Here is a 19279-nt window from a genome sequence, read left to right on the forward strand (position 1 = left end):
TCGGTCATCATTGCCTGCCCGCCAAGATCGTTTCGCGGTAAGCCTCAACCGATTGTGCAAGCAGCCGGGCGGTGTTATTGCGCCATTCCTCATCATTGAGAAGCTTTTCGTCCTCGCGATTGGACAAATAGCCCATTTCCACGAGTACCGACGGAACATCGGGAGCCTGCAACACCCGAAAACCGGCGTGGCGCAGCGGATTGTTGATGAGTTTGACCTGGCCTTCGAAGGAATTGATCACCTGTTGGGCGAGACCTGTGGAAAACACCCGTGTTTCGGTCCGCGCCAGATCCACAAGGATGGCGGCAATATCTTCGGGCGCATTCTCGAGGCTGGTCCCAATTATGGCGTCCTCCCGGTTTTCCTGATCCACCAGCGATTGCGCCACCGCATCGGATGCCTTGTCCGAGAGCGTGTAGACCGTCGCACCGCGTAGCGAGCGGACGGCGATCGAATCAGCATGCAGCGAAATCAGCAGATCCGCCGCCGCCTCGCGCGCGCGCCGCACCCGCGCCGACAGCGACAGAAAGCTGTCGTCGGTTCGGGTCATGATAACACGGATGCCGTCCTTTTCCTCCAGCGCCGCTTTCAGGGCCTCTGCAAAGGCAAGAGTGACATTCTTTTCCATCGAGCCGGCGGGGCCCTCTGCGCCTCCGTCGATGCCGCCATGACCTGCGTCGACGACAATGGTCATGCTGTCGCCAGGCGGGGTGGCAGACTGTCGGCTGCTTTCGTCATCCGGTTCCGGCCAATCGGTGGCGGAAACCTCGGCGGCGAAATCCTGTTCGTCGACGATGGTGATGTCGAACACCATGCGGTGGATCGCGCCATCGGCTTCCGTGCTGGTTTCGGCCAGTTCCATTTTCGTAGGCGCAGCGAATTCAAAAACCATGCGCGCTTGGCTGTTACCGGAATTGCCATAGCGAACCGAGCGGACCAGTCCACGCTGCTGCAACGCGTCCTGTGAGAAGGCAAACACTGTTTCGGGCAGATCGATCACGGCACGATGGGGATTTTCGAGGTACTTCAGCCTGAATTCGGGTTCGCGTTCGAAATCGAGCACCAGCCGGACGCGGGTGTCGTCGCCTGCCAGGCGCGCGGCAATGGCGACATGGCGCGGCGCGGCAGAACTTTCCGGATTTGCCGCCAGTGCCAAGGGGGGTAGCGCCACGAGAGCAAAGGCGGCGGCCACAAAACAAGCCAAGGCACACAGGAGCCGGTGGCCTCCACGCGCATTTCCCCGCCGTCCTGTCGCATCTTGTCTCATCGGTCTGCACCAAGCCCTTTTTGCGAAGCTTCCCCGGCGTCGTGAAGGACGAGCCTCTAGCGCCAAACGACGTCAATAGAATGGCACGATTCGAACCGTCATCCGTGCTGTAGCATGGTGCAATCGGGTTAACCCTTCGTTCACCATAAAAAACCGGAGACCGGTTTACGCGGTTGCGGGTTAGGTCAACTCGCGGCGATATACAACCGGATGCCCAGATGATTTCAGTTGCCAGATCGATAAACAGCCCATAAAAGCTTTCCTTGGGTAAGTATATTGACGGGATAGAACTGTCACCCTTCCGGCCGCCGCCTGCAACAGGCCCAGGGCGCCAGGAGTGCGGATCGTCCGTCGTCGAATAAAAATCCTTTCCCGGAGCGGCCAGCTCACAGTTCCCTCGTCGGGAACCAATTCTGACTGCTCCTGCTCGGCAATATGGCCAGAGATGCAGAGAGGCTTGTCAGTCCTCCACAGCACCGAAGGCCAGGACATTGATTAAACCCGGCAGGCGAGGACTCCTGCCACAACCTTCGCGGCCCTTGTCGCCGCACGCCTCTTCAGAGGCTTTCATCGGTCCGCAAGGACTACACGCAAATGAATTTTCGGCCGGCTTTTATGGTGCAAATGCGGAACTCCCAAAGTGTGAACAGGCCCCGGGCGTCAAACGCTCCGGTTTCAGCCCTGACCACTGCTCCATGCCGACGTCCGGAATATCTATCATCCGGCGCACTTCTCGGTGACCATCCCCTGCCCCGACATTCGGCGCGGCGGAGTCAGTCTTTGAGGACGCGCCGAGGAGCTTACATTCAATGGCAGAAAAAATGCTTATCGACGCCTCCCATCCCGAGGAGACTCGCGTCGTTGTCGTTCGTGGAAACCGCATAGAGGAATTCGATTTCGAATCGGAGCACAAGAAACAGCTCCGCGGAAACATCTATCTGGCTAAAGTCACCCGCGTGGAGCCATCGCTTCAGGCGGCCTTCGTCGATTATGGCGGCAACCGCCATGGTTTCCTGGCGTTTTCCGAAATCCATCCCGACTATTACCAGATCCCGCTCGCCGACCGGCAGGCTTTGCTTCAGGCCGAAGCCGAGGATGCAGAGAACGATCCCGACTTCGAAAGCGCCGACGAGGCTGACAATGGCTCGAGCAAGCCGAAGTCGCGATCCAAGGCCAAGGCGAATGACGATGAACAGGGCAGCGAGGACGCCAACGCCTCGAAGTCCCGACCCCGCCGCAGCCGGCGCGGCAAGAAATCCACCGAGGCAGCCAAAACCGAGGATGCTGATGCGGATGCCGCAACCGCTGCAGAGGAAAGCGATACCGCTGCAAGCGATGTCCCCGTTGCCGAGATGGCGGCGGCTGCCGATGCAGATGAGAAGGATGCAGCGGAAGCGTCCGATGCGGGTGCCGGAAACTCCGACGACTCAAAGGACGACGATGACGGTAAGCCGACCGAAATGGCTGCCGATGTCGAGGCCGACGAGATCTCCGAACCGGTATCGACATCACGCAAGGGCAAATCGAAGAAAGACGATGACGACGACGCGTCCAGCGACGACGAACCGGTCGAATCGGTCGGCTCCGAAGACGCGCTGGAAGAGGTTCCCACCCGCTCGCAGCGCAAACCGCGCAAGCAGTACCGGATCCAGGAAGTCATCAAGCGCCGCCAGATCCTGCTGGTCCAGGTGGTCAAGGAAGAACGCGGCAACAAGGGCGCCGCGCTGACGACCTATCTGTCGCTGGCCGGACGTTATTCGGTGCTGATGCCGAACACCGCGCGTGGCGGCGGGATTTCGCGCAAGATCACCAACCTGCCTGACCGCAAGCGTCTCAAGGAGATCGCTCGCGAGCTGGAAGTGCCCAAGGGCATGGGCGTCATCCTGCGCACCGCCGGCGCCAACCGCACCAAGGTCGAGGTCAAGCGCGACTTCGAATACCTGATGCGGTTGTGGGAGAATGTCCGCAACCTGACGCTGAAATCGACCGCGCCGAGCCTCGTCTACGAGGAAGGCAGCCTGATCAAGCGGTCGATCCGTGATCTTTACAACAAGGACATTTCCGAAATCATCGTTTCGGGCGAGGAAGGCTACCGCGAAGCCAAGGATTTCATGAAGATGCTGATGCCGAGCCACGCCAAGGTGGTTCAGCCCTATCGCGACCTGCATCCGATCTTTGCGCGCTCGGGCATCGAGGCCCAGCTCGACCGGATGCTGCAGCCGCAGGTAACGCTGAAATCGGGCGGCTACATCATCATCAACCAGACCGAGGCGCTGGTCGCCATCGACGTCAACTCGGGGCGCTCGACCCGCGAGCACTCGATCGAGGACACGGCGCTGCAGACCAACCTCGAGGCCGCCGAGGAAGTTGCCCGCCAGCTCAGGCTGCGCGACCTTGCCGGCCTGATCGTCATCGACTTCATCGACATGGAAGAAAACCGCAACAACCGTGCGGTCGAAAAGAAGATGAAGGACTGCCTGAAGAACGACCGCGCCCGCATCCAGGTCGGCCGGATTTCGCATTTCGGGCTCTTGGAGATGTCGCGTCAGCGGATCCGGGCGTCGGTGCTGGAAAGCACGATGCAGGTTTGCCCGACCTGCGGCGGCAACGGCCATATCCGGTCGCAGTCATCGGTGGCGCTGCATGTCCTGCGTGGCGTCGAGGAGCACCTGCTCAAGAACACCACCCACGACATCATCGTTCGCACAACGGGCGAAACCGCGCTTTACATGCTCAATCACAAGCGTGATACGGTGGTTGATCTGGAGAAACGCTTCGGCGTCTCGATCAGCTTCTCGGCAGACGAAAGCGTTGGCGCGAACCATTTCGCCATTGATCGCGGCGCTGCCGTGGAATCGCCGGTCAACATCGAACACATCACCGTCAACACCCCGGCCTATCCCGAGGATGACGACGATCCGGAAATCGTCGAGGAAACCGGCGAGGAGACCTCGGAGTCGGACGACACGTCTGAGGCCAGGAGCGACAACCGCCCCGAGCGCGAGGAAGGCCAGGGCAAGAAGCGGCGCAGGCGCCGCCGCCGTGGCGGCCGCAAGTCCGAGGGCGACACCAATGGCGATGAGACGAACACATCCGCTGATGGATCGGCGCAGGACAGCAAGAGCGAAGGAGACTCTTCATCAGGCGAGGAAGCCACGGATGCTTCCGCCGAGGGCGAGAATGATGAGCAGGCGCGCGGCAAGCGCCGCCGCCGTGGCAAGCGCGGTGGACGTCGCAACCGCGAGGAAGATACAAACGGCGCATCGGATTCCAACGACGGGTCGTTGCAGACAGACGAAGTAGCGGCATCCTCCGAAGGGGCCTCTCCCGTAGCCGACACTTCCGGCGACGCTGCCGCGTCAGAGCCTATTGCAACTGCTGCCGAGGCCGAGCCTGCTGAGGTCGCGTCTGCAGCCGAGGAAGAGAAGCCCACCAAGCCCGCGCGCAGAAAACGCCGGACCAAGGCGCAGATCGCCGCTGACAAGGCTGCGGAAGAAGCGGCGGCTGCCGCTGCTGCGGAACCTGAAGCTGAAACCGCCGCTGAACCGGAGGCGGATGCAAAGGCTGACAGCGACTCCGAGGCTGCCGCGCCGGACACTGTTGATAAAGAAGAGAAGAGCGACGACAAGGCTGCCGACCGCAATGCCGCGCGCACCGATCTCGCCGCGATTGCCACGGCACCCGTGGTAACCTCATCGACCGCACCTGATGAGGAAAAGAAACCCAAGAAGGCCGGCTGGTGGCAAAAGCGCGGCTTCTTCTGAGCCAGTCCGAACGACAGGACGAGAAACCGGCGGTTCCCCCGCCGGTTTTTCATTTCAACACAAGAATAATGTCGCTTACCACCATACCATGACTCTAATATTTTAGTTTATCAAACTTATATAAAATTGTGTAATTGCTCAGTTTTTCCGATTCACAGAATTCAGACGCTCCATGATCAGGACCGGGCTGCCTCGGAGTTCGCCGGAACAGCGCTCGACAAAACCGTTCTTCGCTGCAATGAAACGGACCACATCGGGATCACTCCAGAGGGCGGCGGATGGTTTGAAGTCGGAAACGGTATGGCGCCGCATGCGCGTCCGCTCGGTCAGGATACCGGAGCCAGCCGTTTCGGCGGCACAGGCTGACAGAGCAAGTTTTTTGCCGCCCTTCACCTGCTGCCAATCCAGCTCTCGATGCGATCCAGCGCCGTCACCATGTCGGCATGGTCGCCGGCATAGGAAAAGCGCAGATAGCGCGATCCGTCTACCGGATCGAAGTCCCTGCCCGGCGTTGCCGCAACATGAATGTCCGCGAGCATCTGGCGGGCAAACGCCATCGAATCATTTGTGTGCGCGGAAACGTCCATCCACGCGTAGAAGGCGCCGTCCATCGGGGCTGCGAAGGGCAGTCCCAGTGCCGGCAGCCGCTCGGCCAGCAATGAACGGTTTTTCTGATAGCCGTTGCGGACCGCCTCCATTTCCGCAATGCCATCCAGAGCCGCCTCGGCGGCGACCTGGGAAAGTTCCGGTGCGCTGATGTAGAGGCTTTGCGCGAGGCATTCGACCGGCCGCACCAGATCTTCAGGCAGGACCATCCAGCCGATGCGCCATCCGGTCATGCAGAAATATTTCGAGAAGGAATTGATCACCACCGCATTGTCGGAGATGGAGAGCGCGGTCGTCTCCTCGCCGCTCCAGGTCAGGCCATGATAGATTTCGTCGGATATGAAGGCCACACCGCGAGCTGCGCACCAGGCGTCGAGTTCGGCAATGGCGTGGGCGGAATGAACCGCGCCGGTCGGGTTGGCGGGACTGGCGATCAGAACACCCGCAACACGCATACCGGCCTCGCGTTCAGCGTCCTCAATGGCAGCGGGGGTCAAGGCATGGCCGGTATCCGGTCCCACCGCAATCTCGATCACCTGCAAGCCAAGCGCTGCGAGAATGTTGCGGTAGGCGGGGTAGCCCGGGCGGGTGATGACGACAAGGTCGCCGGGATTGAACAGCTGCAGGAAAGCAAGGTTGAAACCTGCCGAGGACCCGGTCGTAACGGCGACACGCTGTGGATCGAGGTCTAGACCGTGGACGGTCTTGTATCGGTGCGCAATGGCCTGACGCAGGCTCTTGATGCCGAGCGCATCGGTGTAACCAAGCCGCCCGGCTTCGAGCGCGCGCGCGGCGGCGGCACGGGCTGTTGCAGGGGCCGGATGGGCGGGCTGACCAACGGCCATGGAGATGACCGGCTTGCCCTCCTGCTTGTGCCGTGTTGCGGCGGCCAGCACGTCCATGGCGTGGAACGGCTCGACGGATGGCTTGCGTTTCAGTGTCAAGATTGGCTCTCCCTGGCCGCGGACCGACAATCGGTTGCGGGTGTTGATTTCTTTAGTGCCCGTTTTTGCGCAAGCTCGGGCGAATCCGCGGACAGCCGCTTACCTGCGCTGGACCGGATGGCCGCACAAATGCCCGATTGTCGTGTCCTTCACAAGTACGAGAGCGCTACCGCTTGGTCGCATTGGACAATTGCTTTTCCGGCCCCAGCGATTACCCTTCAACCGAACGAGGAGAGCTTCACCGATCATGGCTGACTTCACCAGGGTCCACGACAGTATGGCAGGCAAGACACGCAGGCCAGGCCGGCTCATATCTGCGGCGATTGCGGCACTGGTTACGGTTTCACTCGCCATGCCAGCATTCTCGCAGGGCCGTGTGGCTGTTGTTCGCGACGCGGAAATCGAAACTCTGCTGAAGGAATATGCCACACCGGTGCTGAAAGCGGCCGGGCTGAAGTCCAGCCGGGTACGGATCATCCTCGTCAACGACCCGAGCTTCAATGCCTTCGTCGACGGTGAACGCATCTTCATCAACACCGGCGCGTTGTCGGCTGCGACCGTTCCCAACGAGATCATCGGCGTCATTGCCCATGAGGCCGGGCACCTTGCCGGCGGACATCAGCAGCGGCTTCGCGAACAGATCGCCGCGGCCCAGACCATGGCCATTGTCGGCGGCTTGCTGGGCATCGGCGCGATGGCCGCAGGCTCCATCGCTGGCAGTGACGGCAGCGCCAGGGCCGGCGGTGCACTGATCACGGCGACACCTACGCTGGTGCAGCGCAACTTGCTGAGTTACCGCCGCTCCGAGGAGATGAATGCCGACCAAGCAGCGGCGCGCTACCTCAATGCCACCGGGCAGTCGATCAAGGGCATGCTGACGACCTTCGAACGGTTCTCACAGAGCCTGTCACTGTCCGGCGTCCAGGTGGACCCGTACCAGATCAGCCACCCATTGCCGCGCGAACGCATCGCGTTGCTCGAAGAGCTCGCGCGCAAAAGCAAGTATTTCGACGTCAAGGATCCGAAACGGCTCAATGACCGGCATCAACTGATGCTGGCCAAGATTGCTGCCTATTCGGGCGGTGCGGCCGCCGTGGCGCGGATGTTCGCCAATGACCGCAGCTCGCTTGCCGCGCGCTATGGAGACGCGATCGCGACCGATCTGACGGGAAACTCCGCAGCGTCGCTTAAAAAGCTCGATGCGCTGATACGCGAACAGCCCAACAATCCCTATTTTCACGAGTTCCGCGGTGAAGTGCTCGTCAAGTTGCGCAAGACCGACGAGGCAATCAAGGCTTTCGCGCGGGCGCTGAAACTCGACCGCAGCAATTCCCCGCTGATCCGGGCGCGGCACGGCTTTGCGCTCGTCTCCTCCGGCAATCCAAAGAACATGACACGCGCCATCGAGGAACTGCGGGTCGCCATCCAGGCCGAACCCGACAATTTTGCCGCCTACCGGCACCTTTCCCAGGCCTATGGCCAGACCGGGGACATCGCCAATGCGGAGCTTGCGATGGCGGAAGGCAATTTTCGCGCGGGCAATTTACGGGAGGCAAAATCCTTTGCCGCCCGCGCCCTTACGAAGCTGCCGAAGGGGTCGCCCGGTGCCCTCCGCGCAAATGACATCTTAACCATCGGCAGATAGGAACGCCTGAGCATAGGGGCGTTGGCCGCACAGACAACGATAAGGATCTGATCGACATGAGACTGAAAACCGGCACCGGCCTGATGGCCGCCCTAATCATCGGCATGTCGACGGCGCTGCCTCTGCCCGCCGCGGCGCTGGATGATACACAGAAGGAGGAATTCGGCGCCTTCATCCGCGAATATCTGATGGCCAATCCAGGTATCATTGAGGAGATGCAACAGGCGCTTGAGGTCAAGAAGGAAGCGGAAAGCCGGGCCCTGGCGCAAGCCGCGATTTCGAGCAACAGCGATGCTATCTTCAACGCGCCGGAAGACATCGTGCTGGGCAATCCGGACGGTGACGTCACTGTGGTCGAGTTCTATGATTACAATTGCGGCTTCTGCAAAAGCGCGATGAACGACATGATCGCGCTTCTCGACAAGGACCCGAACATTCGTTTCGTGCTCAAGGAATTCCCCATCCTTGGACCCGATTCCCTGGCGGCGCACCGTGTTGCCATGTCGTTCCGCGCACTGGCACCGGAGAAATACGGCGACTATCACATGCAGATGCTGGGCGCCGATGTGCGTGCGACCGAAGACCGGGCCATCGAACTGGCGAAGTCTTTCGGCATCGATGAGGCAGAGCTGCGCGCCGGAATGGATGACCCGGCGATCGAACAGTCAATACGTCAGACCTATACCCTCGCAAACGCGCTGGGAATTTCCGGCACACCATCCTTCGTCATCGGTGACGAGGCTGTATTCGGTGCCGTCGGTGAAGACGTGCTGCGCGAGAAGATCGACAACATGCGCCAATGCGAAAGCACCATTTGCTGACACGCTCAGTGATTAAGCGGCCAAGCAACAGGGCGACTGCAAACTGCTTCAGGCGGCTGGTGTTCCAGCAATCGCTTGTGGAAAATGCCATGAGCCCGCGAAAGCTTTCTCATAGGAACCGCCAGACAGTGTATTGATTAATACTGGACGGCCTGAACCGGCAGATCGGGATTTCAGGCCGATTCTCGGCTCCTTGAACAGTGCGGGCTTGTCACCGGGCAGTTCGGGGCTGTAAAGGACAGACAACCAGCGACGGCTGCATTTGCCGTCGGCGACAACAAAAACAAAGGCAAAAGTCCGATGGCAACACGAAAACCGTCGATCGACCAGGATCTGATCCGGGATCTGGCCAATATTCTCAACGACACCGATCTCACAGAGATCGAGATCGAACAGGATGATTTGCGCGTCCGGGTCAGCCGCGCCGGCACCCCGCAGATGGTCCACGCACCGGTCGCACAGTCCCCGGCACCGGCTGCACAGCCTGCAGCAGCTCAGCCGGCGGAAGCTCCGGCCGCAGCAGCGTCAAAACCATCGGCCAATGCCGTGACGGCTCCAATGGTCGGGACCGTCTACATGTCGCCGGCGCCCGGTGCCAAGCCGTTTGTCGAAGTCGGCCAGTCGGTCAAGGAAGGCCAGACCATCCTGATCATCGAAGCGATGAAGACGATGAACCAGATCCCCGCACCGCGCTCCGGCAAGGTTGTCGAAATCCTGGTTGGTGACGCCGATCCGGTGGAATACGGCGAACCGATGATTGTGATCGAGTAGGTGAGCGAGGCTATGTTCTCAAAGGTCCTCATAGCAAACCGCGGAGAGATCGCGCTCAGGGTGCTGCGCGCCTGCAAGGAGCTCGGCATCAAGACTGTGGCGGTGCATTCCACGGCCGACCAGGATGCGATGCATGTGCGCCTGGCCGACGAAAGCGTCTGCATCGGGCCGCCGCCATCGCGCGACAGCTATCTCAACATTCACCAGATAGTCGCCGCCTGCGAGATTACCGGCGCTGATGCGGTGCATCCAGGCTACGGGTTTCTTTCCGAGAACGCCAAGTTTGCCGACATCCTTGATGCCCACGGCATCACTTTCATCGGACCGACCGCCGACCATATTCGTCTGATGGGCGACAAGATCACCGCCAAGAAGACCGCAGTGTCGCTCGGTATCCCCTGCGTGCCGGGGTCCGACGGAGAAGTGCACGACGTCGACCAGGCAATCAGCATTGCCAAGGAAACCGGCTATCCGGTGCTGATCAAGGCGACAGCTGGCGGCGGCGGCAAGGGCATGAAAGTGGCTCATAACGACGAGGAGCTTTCCGAAGCCCTGTCGACGGCCCGTTCGGAAGCTCTCGCCAATTTCGGCAATGATGCCGTTTATATGGAAAAATACCTGGGCCGTCCCCGACATATCGAAGTTCAGGTGCTCGGTGACGGCGAAGGAAACGCGGTGCACCTGGGTGAGCGTGACTGCTCGCTGCAGCGCCGGCATCAGAAGGTCTGGGAAGAAGCCAACTCGCCTTCGCTGAACGAAGACCAGCGGATGGAAATCGGCGAGATCTGCGCGGAAGCGATGCGCAAGCTGAAATATCGCGGCGCCGGCACGATCGAGTTTCTCTACGAGAACGGCGGGTTTTATTTCATCGAAATGAACACCCGGCTGCAGGTCGAACACACCATCACCGAAGCCATCACCGGCATTGACCTGGTCAATGAGCAGATTCGCATCGCCTCGGGAGCTGGATTGTCCGTGTCCCAGGACGACATCCGGTTTCAGGGCCATGCCATCGAGTGCCGCATCAACGCCGAGGATCCGAACACCTTCGTCCCCTCACCGGGAACGATCACGCACTACCACCCGCCCGGCGGTCTTGGCGTACGCGTGGATTCTGGCGTCTATCAGGGCTACAGGATCCCGCCCTTTTACGACAGTCTCATCGGCAAGCTGATCGTACACGGGCGGACACGCGTTGAATGCATGATGCGGCTGCGCCGGGCGCTGGATGAGTTCGTGGTCGACGGCATCAAGACCACGATCCCGCTGTTTCGCGACCTTCTTGCCAATCCGGACATCGCAAATGGTGACTACGACATCCACTGGCTGGAAAAATTCCTCGCGGCGAAGTCCGGCAAATAGGTTTCTGCCGCCCCTGATCCGGAGGGCCTGACATGCGCCGCGGATCCTTGCCGCAGATCACGCCGGACCTGCTGTTGCGCGCCTATGCCTCCGGCCTGTTTCCGATGGCGGATTCGGCGGACGACCCGGACCTGTTCTGGGTCGAACCGGAGGTTCGCGGCCTGTTGCCGCTGGACGGTTTTCACGTCCCCAAGCGCCTTGCCCGCACCGTGCGCCAGGCGCCGTTTGAAATCCGCATCAACACCGCATTCGAGACGGTCGTTGCGGCTTGTGCGGAAAGTGTCGAGAATCGCCCTTCGACCTGGATCAACTCGACCATCACAGAACTCTACAGCGAATTGCACCGGCTCAACCACGCTCACAGCGTCGAGGCCTGGCGTGATGGCAAGCTTGTGGGCGGGCTCTATGGAGTCTCGCTGCGCCGGGCCTTCTTCGGCGAAAGCATGTTCAGCCGCGCCACAGACGCCTCCAAGATCTGCCTGGTGCATCTTGTCGAGCGGCTGTGCGCGCGCGGGTTTGTGCTGCTCGACACCCAGTTCACCACCGAGCACCTCAAGCGCTTCGGCGCCATTGACGTGCCGCGCGAAGACTATGTCGATTTGCTGGCGGAGGCGCTAGACGGGCCGGATCTGGCCTTCGCCGATACCGACCAACGCGATCGCACCGGTACATGAGCCTGCCGCGGCGGCGCTGATACTGCATTTCACTCACACGACATCAATAATCTTTCCGTGCTGCCCACCATTCGCCGCAAGCGACTGGTAGCAGATCCCGCTGGCGTATTTTCGACGTGGTCCAAGGACTGACGCGGTACAGCCTGCGGATGGAACCACAGCGGGCGCTCAGGCGTTGAGCGCCCGAAGGAACGTTCACCTTACAGGAGTTGCCCTCGTGACATTGCCACGGACCCTACTTGCCTCCACCGCCATCAGCCTCTGCAGTCTCGGCTTCAGCCATGCTGCATCTTTCAGCCATGCTCAGGCACCCGACCTTAGACAGCCCGGCATCCAGTATCCGCTTATCCGGGTGCAGATGAGCGTCGCCGATGCCGAAGCGGCCCTTGCGGCCGCACTCGAACGCAAGGCAGAAGCTGAAAACACAGGTGGAGATGTCGCCACCGCCCAGGCCGAGGTAGAAGCCGCCCAGGCCGAGCTCGAGGCCGCTCAGGCCGCTGAACAGTCTTCGCAATCCTCCGCAGACGCGGCGCAAGAAAAGCCCGCCGAAACCACTGCCCCGGCAGCGGCCGAATCCGAAGCCCAACCTGCTCCGGCACCTGCTGCAGAGCAACCGGCGTCAGAACCAGAGCCCGCCTCCGCACCCGACGCCGCACCCGCGGCCGATAAGCCCGTGGAGCCATCGGCCAGCCAAGATACAGCCGCAGAGGCCGACGCTGAAGCCGCTGTGACGGAAGGCGGTTCCACCGAGACAGAGCAGCCAGTGGAAACCGCTCCCGTCGAAGGTGCCGGTGCTGAAGGTGCAGGCGCTGAAGACGAGCCGACCAGCGAGGCTACACCGCAGGCCGAGCAGCCCGAGGCTGCTGAAGAGGCTCCGGAGCAACCTGCAGAAGCACAGGCTGAAAAACCGGCAGCACCAAAGCCGGCTCAGGCAGAAGAGGCGGAACCAGCCCCGGCAGCTCCTGCCTCTGAAGATCCCGCTTCTCCGGATCAACCCGCTCCAGCCGATGACAGTTCCGAGAGCGGCGAACCGGTCGGCGAGGAGGCTCCTGCCATGGAAGCGCCTGCCGGTGAAAACGAACCCCAGGTCGCACCACAGAGTGTGGCACCGGAAGAAGCTGCGCCCGACCCGGCACAGTCATCCGAAACACCTGCTGAAGAGGAGAACACGGAATCCCAGCCCAAGGCCGACGAGGCCGCCGGCACACCGGCAACCCCGGATGCGGCACAGGGCCAACAGCCAGAGGCAGAAACGCCCGCGCCTGCAGAGGAAGAAGTTCTCACCCTGCCCGTCGAAGATGGCGCGCCCGTGCTCGACAGCGCCAAGGAAGAACCGGCCCCGGAGGAAGGTGGTACCCGCACGGCTCCGGCTGCAGCCTCCAGCGAGCCGGCCGCCCCTCCTCCGTCCTCGGACGCCGAAGCACAGGCCCCTGCCTCGCAGTCCGCTGCGGCGCCAGAGGCCGCGATGTCGGAACGCGGCGAACGCATCGACGAGGCACCGCCGCGCGAAGCTCAGACCAACGTCACCATCATCAACCAGACCGACAACCGGACCATCATACAGGTCGACAATCGCACCGTCATCGAGCACGATGAACGCGAGCGCCTGCGTGCGGGCAGTGACGAGGTGTATTACGAGCGCCTGCGCGGCGGCCGCGTGCGCGAGGTCATTGTCCGGCCAAACGGCGTCCAGCTGGTGACCATAACCAATCGCTGGGGTGACGTGATCCAGCGCAGCCGCATCATGCCGGACGGCCGCGAATACGTGCTGTTTTACGCCGAGGCCAACAGCGACGGTTCGCGCGAGGCCTTTGTCGACCCGGGCCGGTCGCTGCCACCCTTGCGGCTCGGCATCCCGATCTCCGATTACATCCTCGACGCCAGCGAGGCCCGGCCATCTGCATTTCTTGAATTCCTGATGGAGCCCCCGGTCGAGCGGGTCGAACGGCTCTATTCGGTCGAGGAAGTGCGCCGCTCGGCTCGTATTCGCGACAAGGTGCGCCGCATCGACATGGATTCGTTGACATTCGAGTTCGGCAAGGCAAGCATTGCCGAAGACCAGGTCCAGCGTTTGTCGGACGTGGCAGACGCAATCAGCAAGATACTCGACCGCAACCCGGCTGAAACCTTCCTGATCGAAGGTCATACCGATGCCATTGGACGGGATGAATCGAACCTGCTGCTGTCGGACCGTCGCGCCGAAACGGTCGCCGTGGCACTGACCGACGTGTTCGGCATCCCGCCGGAAAACCTTGTCACACAGGGCTATGGCGAGCGCTATCTGAAGGTTCGCACCGAGGCGCCGGAGCGACTCAACCGGCGGGTCACGATACGGCGCATCACACCACTGGTGACCCCCATCGCCTCGCGATAAGGGTTGCCTGCCAACAAAGGCAAAACGCCGCGCATCCAGTCGGATGCGCGGCGTTCTTTTTAAATTGCGGACTGTCGCCCTGATGGATCGGGTAACGCAGGCGGAGACTAGTTGCCCGTGCCCGGTGCGGGAATATCGGACTGCTGCTTGCAATCCTTGAGCCAGACGTCATAAACAGCGTGATCAACCGCATTCAGGCCGGGAGAATCGGCAAACATCCAGCCGGTAAAGCGGCGCCTGATCTTGCGGTCGAGGGTGATTTCATCCACTTCGACAAATGTGGTTGTTTTCGGTGGTTCGGTTTCATCGCGGCTGTAACAGACCCGCGGCGTGACCTGAAGCGCGCCGAATTGCACGGTTTCACCGACATAGACATCAAAAGTGGTGATTCGACCGGTGATCTTGTCGATTCCGGAAAACACCGCCACCGGATTTTCAATGCGCGCGGCGTGGGCGGGAGAACCCACAATGGCCGTGGCTGCAAGAAGCAGCGCGCTGGTGCACGTTACGAGGCTGTTCAGGTGGAAATTCATTCGCTTCACTCGTCGCAGGGCCATTAGATGACCGTTCCGGCAGATCTCCGGCCGAGAGGCTAGCTCACCGCCGTCAACGAAGCGTTAAGCATGAATTGTGGCAGGGCTTAGCCAAAGCCATGACGGCCTGTCAGGATTTTGGTGTCCAGGCGTCGTAGTCGCCGGTGACATGCGGACGTGCACCCTGGTTGAGGATCGACCCCTTGGGGCGGTAGGCGCGGCCAGTGCCCGTCATGTTTGCAATGTGGGCTTTTTCCCAAGGCCTTGGCACATAATTCTCGGCAGCAGGCGAGACATCGGTGCGGTGATGCATCCAGCCATGCCAGCCGGGCGGAATAGCAGAAGCTTCCGAGTAACCGCTGTAGATCACCCAGCGGCGGGTGCGGCCTTCCGAGTCAGTCCCGCCTTCATAATAGACATTGCCGTCGGCATCCTCACCGACACGGGTGCCATGGCGCCAGGTGTGAAACCTGGTCCCCCAGGTCTGTCCATTCCACCAGGTGAACATCTGAAGAAGTAGTGCCTTCATGAAAGCCTCTCGTCCGTGGACTGGCGACCGGATTGCAGCCGCGTCTTGTCCCGCCTTATGGCCCGCTGCGCCAGCATTGTCCAGTGTCTGGACACCGGGCTCAGCGCAATTTCATCTTGAAGCCGAGATGGCTCTGGCTGAAACCGAGGCGGCTGTAAAACCTGTGCGCCTCAGCCCGGCTGGCATTGGACATCAGCTGTACCAGCCGTGCGCCGCGCGTCTTTGCCTGCTCGATGGCATGGCTAATCATCGCCTTACCGATTCCCTTGCCGCGCATATCGCTGCGGGTGTGCACAGCCTCGACCGTCAGGTTCGAACTTCCCTTGCCGGTCAGCGAGGTGATCAGCGTCGTCTGGAATGTGCCGACGATTTCGCCATTATGGACAACGACGAAAAGCTGATCGTTGCGGCTTGCGGCGATGGTATCGAAGGCTGCAGTGTAGGCCGGCAGGTCAGCGGGATCGGCACTGTCTCCATGGCCGCCGAGGTCATCGTCGGCAAACATGGCTGCGATCGCGGCGACATCTTCGCGCCGGGCCTCACGGATTTCCATGTTCATCGCCCTGCCCCTAGATTTTTGCCTCAGAGAGAGTCGCGACCGAGAACAGGACGCCGAACTGCTCGCACCAGATCACCGCCGATCCCCATTCCGACGGATTGGTACCTTCGGGGATCACATAGGTCTGGTCGCCCTTGTTGCCGCGAAGCGGGCCAAGCGAAAGCCATTGGCTGGCGCTGACGTCAGCAGATTTCTGCGGGTCCGGATCCTTGACCAGCCAGACTTCCAGATCCGGGCCGTTGGTGACTTCGAAATCGGTGAACCTGAGCAATGCGGCGCCAGCCGGCGAGACCAGCACCTGCGCCTTGCCGGAGCCGCGGTGGGCCCCGTCGACATCGCGAAATTCTCCGCTGCGCAGTTCACTCAGGTCAAAGCCTGCAGGCAGTTCTTCACTGACCACCCGGTCGAAGAGCGCCGGGGAAAACAGATACCAGAAACCGGCACCGGCCAGAAAGCCGATGAAGAATACCGGGATTACGATCTTGTAGCTCTGTGTCATGGCACCCCCTCCCCCGATCCACCACCGCAGTATCCGCGCATTAACTTACGGGGACAACAGCCAGTCAAGCTTGAGAGCACGGGTGAACAAGCGTCAATTCGGCTTTTGGCTATCCACACAGAGAAAATGGCTGCAAGTTCGCATCAATTGCCGATGGCAGGATGGCAGCGATCGAGGTTGCCTGCGACCGCGAGCGCCGGAGCTACTTCATCGAATGTTCAGCCGTGCGCTTCTGGGACCTCCAGGGCCGGGAGCTGGAGGCAAACTGAATCCAAAGCCCGGGCTGCGGTTGCCTGTTCTGCCCCCTATCCCGGAAGCGGCTTGCTCATGATCACGGCAGGGATGCCCGACTGGTCCTTGCCGCAATTGTCGGTGCGGCCGGTCTCGGTCATGCCGTGAGCCTGGTAGAACGCGATCGCCGGCTCATTGCCGGGATCGACTTCCAGGCTGAGTGTCTGCGCGCCCGGAAAACAGGTTTCGATTTCGGCAAAGAGATCGCGTCCGATGCCAAGCCCCTGACATTCAGGCCGGACATAGAGCTGATGCAGCGAGACGGTCCTCGACGCGGCAGAGTGGCTGGCAAAGGCGATGCCGCCGATCTTTTCGCCGTCGTCGGCCACCAGGAATTCGCCGTCCGGCCGTGCCAAATGGCTTTTGATCGCCGCTTCGGAATGCCAGTCGGCAATGATCTCCTCGACCCTCGCCGCCCCGTAGAACGGCGCATAGGTCGCCCGCCAGGTTTCAGCCAGCACATCGCGGATGGCTGAAACATCGCGGGGAGAAGCGGAGCGGACGAAGAACATCAGGCTATCTTAGTCCTCGATGCCGAGCTTCGACTTGACCAGGTCCTGCACCGCCTTCGGGTTGGCCTTGCCGCCGGTGGCTTTCATCACCTGACCGACGAACCAGCCAGCAAGCGCGGGCTTGGCCTGTGCCTTGGCGACCTGATCCGGGTTGGCGGCGATAACCTCGTCAACGGCCTTTTCAATGGCGCCGGTGTCGGTGACCTGCTTCATGCCCTTGGCTTCAACGATTTCAGCCGGGTTGCCGCCCTCATTCCAGACGATCTCGAACAGGTCCTTGGCGATCTTGCCGGAGATGGTGCCGTCCTTGATCATGTCGATGATGCTGCCGAGCTGGGCCGGGGAAACCGGAGTCTCTTCAATGCCTTTGCCGGATTTGTTCAAGGCACCCAGCAGGTCGTTGATGACCCAGTTCGCAGCCATCTTGCCGTCGCGGCCACTGGCCACTTCCTCGAAATAGTCGGCAATCGCCTTTTCCGACACCAGGATCGAAGCGTCGTAGACGCTCAGCCCCATGTCGGCCACGAAACGCGCCTTCTTGTCGTCGGGCAGTTCCGGCAGATTGGCCTTCAGCGCATCGACATATGCCTGATCGAACTCAAGCGGCAGCAGGTCCGGGTCAGGGAAATAGCGGTAATCGTGCGCATCTTCCTTCGAGCGCATCGAGCGGGTTTCGCCCTTGCCGGGATCGAACAGGCGGGTTTCCTGGTCGATCGTGCCGCCGTCCTCGATGATGGCGATCTGACGCCTGGCCTCGGATTCGATGGCCTGGCCGACGAAGCGGATCGAGTTGACGTTCTTGATTTCGCAGCGGGTGCCGAACTCGCCGCCCGGCTTGCGCACGGAGACATTGACGTCGGCGCGCATTGAGCCTTCGTCCATATTGCCGTCGCAGGTGCCGAGATAGCGCAGGATCGAGCGCAGCTTGGTGACATAGGCCTTGGCCTCGTCCGCCGAACGCATGTCGGGCTTGGAAACGATCTCCATCAGCGCGACGCCGGAACGGTTGAGATCGACATAGGACATCGACGGATGCTGATCGTGCATCGACTTGCCGGCGTCCTGCTCGAGGTGCAGGCGTTCGATGCCGATCTCGATATCCTCGAAATTTCCCTGGCGGTCGGGGCCGACCGAAATGATGATCTTGCCCTCACCGACGATCGGGTCCTTGTACTGGGAGATCTGATAGCCCTGCGGCAGATCGGGATAAAAATAGTTCTTGCGATCAAACACCGAGCGTTTGTTGATCTGCGCCTTCAGACCGAGACCGGTGCGCACGGCCTGGGCGACGCACTCCTCGTTGATCACCGGCAGCATGCCGGGCATCGCCGCATCGACGAGACTGACATTGGAGTTGGCAGCCTTTCCGAACTCGGTGGACGAGCCGGAGAACAGTTTCGAGTTGCTGGTCACCTGCGCATGGACTTCCAGACCGATGATGACCTCCCAATCGCCGGTGGCGCCGGGAATCAGCCGTTTGGGGTCAGGGGTGCGGGTGTCGACGAGTGTCATGGCAGGCTCATTGTCTGTGAAGGATCAGCTCCCAGTCGGGTAGAACAAACCCGGCCCGACTGCAAGGCTTTCCGGGCGGCGAGGCCCGGAACAGGCCCGAAACCAAGTGCAAATTGTTTGACCGAGATCAATGCGGCCGCGCGGTGCCGATGAGATCCTCTCCACAACAGCAACAAGGAGAAGAGCATGAGCGTACTCGACATTTTCAGCCGCCTGACAAGACAGGCCGACCTGATGGACGCCATGATGATCAAACTTGGAGTCGCAGACGAGATCCGGGCGCTGCCGGATCACGCAGGCGTGCTGCGCCGGGCCGCCAATCGATGCCTGAGTTGCGACCGGACCGATGCTTGTGAGCACTGGCTTTCCCACGAAGCCGCGCCGGATGAGGCCCCGTCCTTCTGCCGCAATCACGATCTTTTCGCGCGGGTTCTGCGCAACGCCGAGGCGAAGACACAGCCTGCAGCGTGAATTTAGAACTCCCTTGAGGTGAAGGCGTTTTCTTCGTCCAATTCTGAGCCCGGGTTGCCTCGCCGCGTCCGGGTCTTTTCTGCCTGACGCAGAGCAGCTCCGCGCGCTCCACCTGCGGCGGCGCTGTTGTGCCACCTTGAAATGA

At 61.2% G+C, this 19279-nt stretch carries 17 protein-coding genes; 8 read left to right on the top strand and 9 right to left on the bottom strand.

Annotation, left to right across the window (positions count from 1 at the left end; genetic code table 11):
* Positions 1 to 7 precede the first annotated feature (7 nt).
* Positions 8 to 1156: an N-acetylmuramoyl-L-alanine amidase gene (locus CRO46_RS10695; RefSeq protein WP_244577861.1), complete on the bottom strand. Its 1149-nt coding sequence runs from the start codon at positions 1154 to 1156 to the stop codon at positions 8 to 10.
* A 920-nt stretch (positions 1157 to 2076) separates the two neighbouring features.
* Here CRO46_RS10695 and CRO46_RS10700 point away from each other — a divergent pair.
* Positions 2077 to 5031, top strand: coding sequence for an Rne/Rng family ribonuclease (locus CRO46_RS10700; RefSeq protein WP_097107780.1), 2955 nt, complete (start codon positions 2077 to 2079; stop codon positions 5029 to 5031).
* 138 nt (positions 5032 to 5169) lie between these two features.
* Here the strand turns inward: CRO46_RS10700 and CRO46_RS10705 are convergent, their stop codons facing one another.
* The gene (locus tag CRO46_RS10705) at positions 5170 to 5424 is read right to left on the bottom strand and encodes a hypothetical protein (RefSeq protein WP_097107781.1); all 255 of its coding nucleotides are present in this window, start codon (positions 5422 to 5424) and stop codon (positions 5170 to 5172) included.
* Positions 5421 to 6584, bottom strand: coding sequence for a pyridoxal phosphate-dependent aminotransferase (locus CRO46_RS10710; RefSeq protein WP_244577879.1), 1164 nt, complete (start codon positions 6582 to 6584; stop codon positions 5421 to 5423). The genes CRO46_RS10705 and CRO46_RS10710 overlap by 4 nt, the downstream gene beginning before the upstream one ends.
* Before the next feature lie 244 nt (positions 6585 to 6828).
* Between CRO46_RS10710 and CRO46_RS10715 the strand changes: the two genes are divergently transcribed.
* The 6 genes from CRO46_RS10715 (at position 6829) to CRO46_RS10740 (ending at position 14228) form a co-directional block, all read left to right on the top strand.
* Positions 6829 to 8226 carry a M48 family metalloprotease gene (locus CRO46_RS10715; protein ID WP_097107782.1) on the top strand — a complete coding sequence of 466 codons (1398 nt, stop codon included), beginning with the start codon at positions 6829 to 6831 and terminating at the stop codon, positions 8224 to 8226.
* 56 nt (positions 8227 to 8282) lie between these two features.
* The gene (locus CRO46_RS10720) at positions 8283 to 9047 is read left to right on the top strand and encodes a DsbA family protein (RefSeq protein ID WP_097107783.1); all 765 of its coding nucleotides are present in this window, start codon (positions 8283 to 8285) and stop codon (positions 9045 to 9047) included.
* A 300-nt stretch (positions 9048 to 9347) separates the two neighbouring features.
* Entirely contained in the window at positions 9348 to 9818 is a 471-nt protein-coding gene (gene accB, locus CRO46_RS10725) for an acetyl-CoA carboxylase biotin carboxyl carrier protein (RefSeq protein WP_097107784.1), read from the top strand.
* 12 nt (positions 9819 to 9830) lie between these two features.
* Positions 9831 to 11180 carry an acetyl-CoA carboxylase biotin carboxylase subunit gene (gene accC, locus CRO46_RS10730; protein ID WP_097107785.1) on the top strand — a complete coding sequence of 450 codons (1350 nt, stop codon included), beginning with the start codon at positions 9831 to 9833 and terminating at the stop codon, positions 11178 to 11180.
* 32 nt (positions 11181 to 11212) lie between these two features.
* Positions 11213 to 11854 (top strand): leucyl/phenylalanyl-tRNA--protein transferase, encoded by a 642-nt coding sequence (aat, locus tag CRO46_RS10735; RefSeq protein WP_097107786.1) that lies wholly within the window; start codon positions 11213 to 11215, stop codon positions 11852 to 11854.
* A 217-nt stretch (positions 11855 to 12071) separates the two neighbouring features.
* The gene (locus CRO46_RS10740) at positions 12072 to 14228 is read left to right on the top strand and encodes an OmpA family protein (protein WP_143439009.1); all 2157 of its coding nucleotides are present in this window, start codon (positions 12072 to 12074) and stop codon (positions 14226 to 14228) included.
* Positions 14229 to 14335: 107 nt separating this feature from the next.
* On the opposite strand, the gene CRO46_RS10745 is transcribed toward CRO46_RS10740, so the two are convergent.
* The 6 genes from CRO46_RS10745 to gatB form a co-directional block, all read right to left on the bottom strand.
* Entirely contained in the window at positions 14336 to 14761 is a 426-nt protein-coding gene (locus CRO46_RS10745; RefSeq protein ID WP_097107788.1) for a DUF2155 domain-containing protein, read from the bottom strand.
* 130 nt (positions 14762 to 14891) lie between these two features.
* The gene (locus CRO46_RS10750) at positions 14892 to 15290 is read right to left on the bottom strand and encodes an NADH:ubiquinone oxidoreductase subunit NDUFA12 (RefSeq protein ID WP_097107789.1); all 399 of its coding nucleotides are present in this window, start codon (positions 15288 to 15290) and stop codon (positions 14892 to 14894) included.
* Between the two features lie 100 nt (positions 15291 to 15390).
* Positions 15391 to 15849, bottom strand: coding sequence for a GNAT family N-acetyltransferase (locus tag CRO46_RS10755; protein ID WP_097107790.1), 459 nt, complete (start codon positions 15847 to 15849; stop codon positions 15391 to 15393).
* Between the two features lie 10 nt (positions 15850 to 15859).
* Positions 15860 to 16348: a DM13 domain-containing protein gene (locus CRO46_RS10760; protein ID WP_097107791.1), complete on the bottom strand. Its 489-nt coding sequence runs from the start codon at positions 16346 to 16348 to the stop codon at positions 15860 to 15862.
* 305 nt (positions 16349 to 16653) lie between these two features.
* Positions 16654 to 17151: a GNAT family N-acetyltransferase gene (locus CRO46_RS10765; RefSeq protein ID WP_097107792.1), complete on the bottom strand. Its 498-nt coding sequence runs from the start codon at positions 17149 to 17151 to the stop codon at positions 16654 to 16656.
* Positions 17152 to 17160: 9 nt separating this feature from the next.
* Complete coding sequence (gene gatB, locus CRO46_RS10770; protein ID WP_097107793.1) at positions 17161 to 18663, bottom strand: Asp-tRNA(Asn)/Glu-tRNA(Gln) amidotransferase subunit GatB; 1503 nt, start codon at positions 18661 to 18663, stop codon at positions 17161 to 17163.
* 186 nt (positions 18664 to 18849) lie between these two features.
* On the opposite strand from gatB, the gene CRO46_RS10775 reads away from it, so the two are divergent.
* Positions 18850 to 19134 (top strand): DUF6455 family protein, encoded by a 285-nt coding sequence (locus CRO46_RS10775; protein ID WP_097107794.1) that lies wholly within the window; start codon positions 18850 to 18852, stop codon positions 19132 to 19134.
* Positions 19135 to 19279: the final 145 nt, after the last annotated feature.

Source organism: Parahoeflea halophila (assembly GCF_900220985.1).
Classification (GTDB): domain Bacteria; phylum Pseudomonadota; class Alphaproteobacteria; order Rhizobiales; family Rhizobiaceae; genus Hoeflea; species Hoeflea halophila.

Coding starts and splice junctions, on each gene's coding strand:
- CRO46_RS10755 (WP_097107790.1), bottom strand. CDS start 15,849: ATGAACATGGAAATCCGTGAGGCCCGGCGCGAAGATGTCGCCGCGATC.
- accB (WP_097107784.1), top strand. CDS start 9,348: ATGGCAACACGAAAACCGTCGATCGACCAGGATCTGATCCGGGATCTG.
- CRO46_RS10775 (WP_097107794.1), top strand. CDS start 18,850: ATGAGCGTACTCGACATTTTCAGCCGCCTGACAAGACAGGCCGACCTG.
- gatB (WP_097107793.1), bottom strand. CDS start 18,663: ATGACACTCGTCGACACCCGCACCCCTGACCCCAAACGGCTGATTCCC.
- CRO46_RS10720 (WP_097107783.1), top strand. CDS start 8,283: ATGAGACTGAAAACCGGCACCGGCCTGATGGCCGCCCTAATCATCGGC.
- aat (WP_097107786.1), top strand. CDS start 11,213: ATGCGCCGCGGATCCTTGCCGCAGATCACGCCGGACCTGCTGTTGCGC.
- CRO46_RS10715 (WP_097107782.1), top strand. CDS start 6,829: ATGGCTGACTTCACCAGGGTCCACGACAGTATGGCAGGCAAGACACGC.
- CRO46_RS10765 (WP_097107792.1), bottom strand. CDS start 17,151: ATGTTCTTCGTCCGCTCCGCTTCTCCCCGCGATGTTTCAGCCATCCGC.
- CRO46_RS10745 (WP_097107788.1), bottom strand. CDS start 14,761: ATGAATTTCCACCTGAACAGCCTCGTAACGTGCACCAGCGCGCTGCTT.
- accC (WP_097107785.1), top strand. CDS start 9,831: ATGTTCTCAAAGGTCCTCATAGCAAACCGCGGAGAGATCGCGCTCAGG.
- CRO46_RS10700 (WP_097107780.1), top strand. CDS start 2,077: ATGGCAGAAAAAATGCTTATCGACGCCTCCCATCCCGAGGAGACTCGC.
- CRO46_RS10750 (WP_097107789.1), bottom strand. CDS start 15,290: ATGAAGGCACTACTTCTTCAGATGTTCACCTGGTGGAATGGACAGACC.
- CRO46_RS10760 (WP_097107791.1), bottom strand. CDS start 16,348: ATGACACAGAGCTACAAGATCGTAATCCCGGTATTCTTCATCGGCTTT.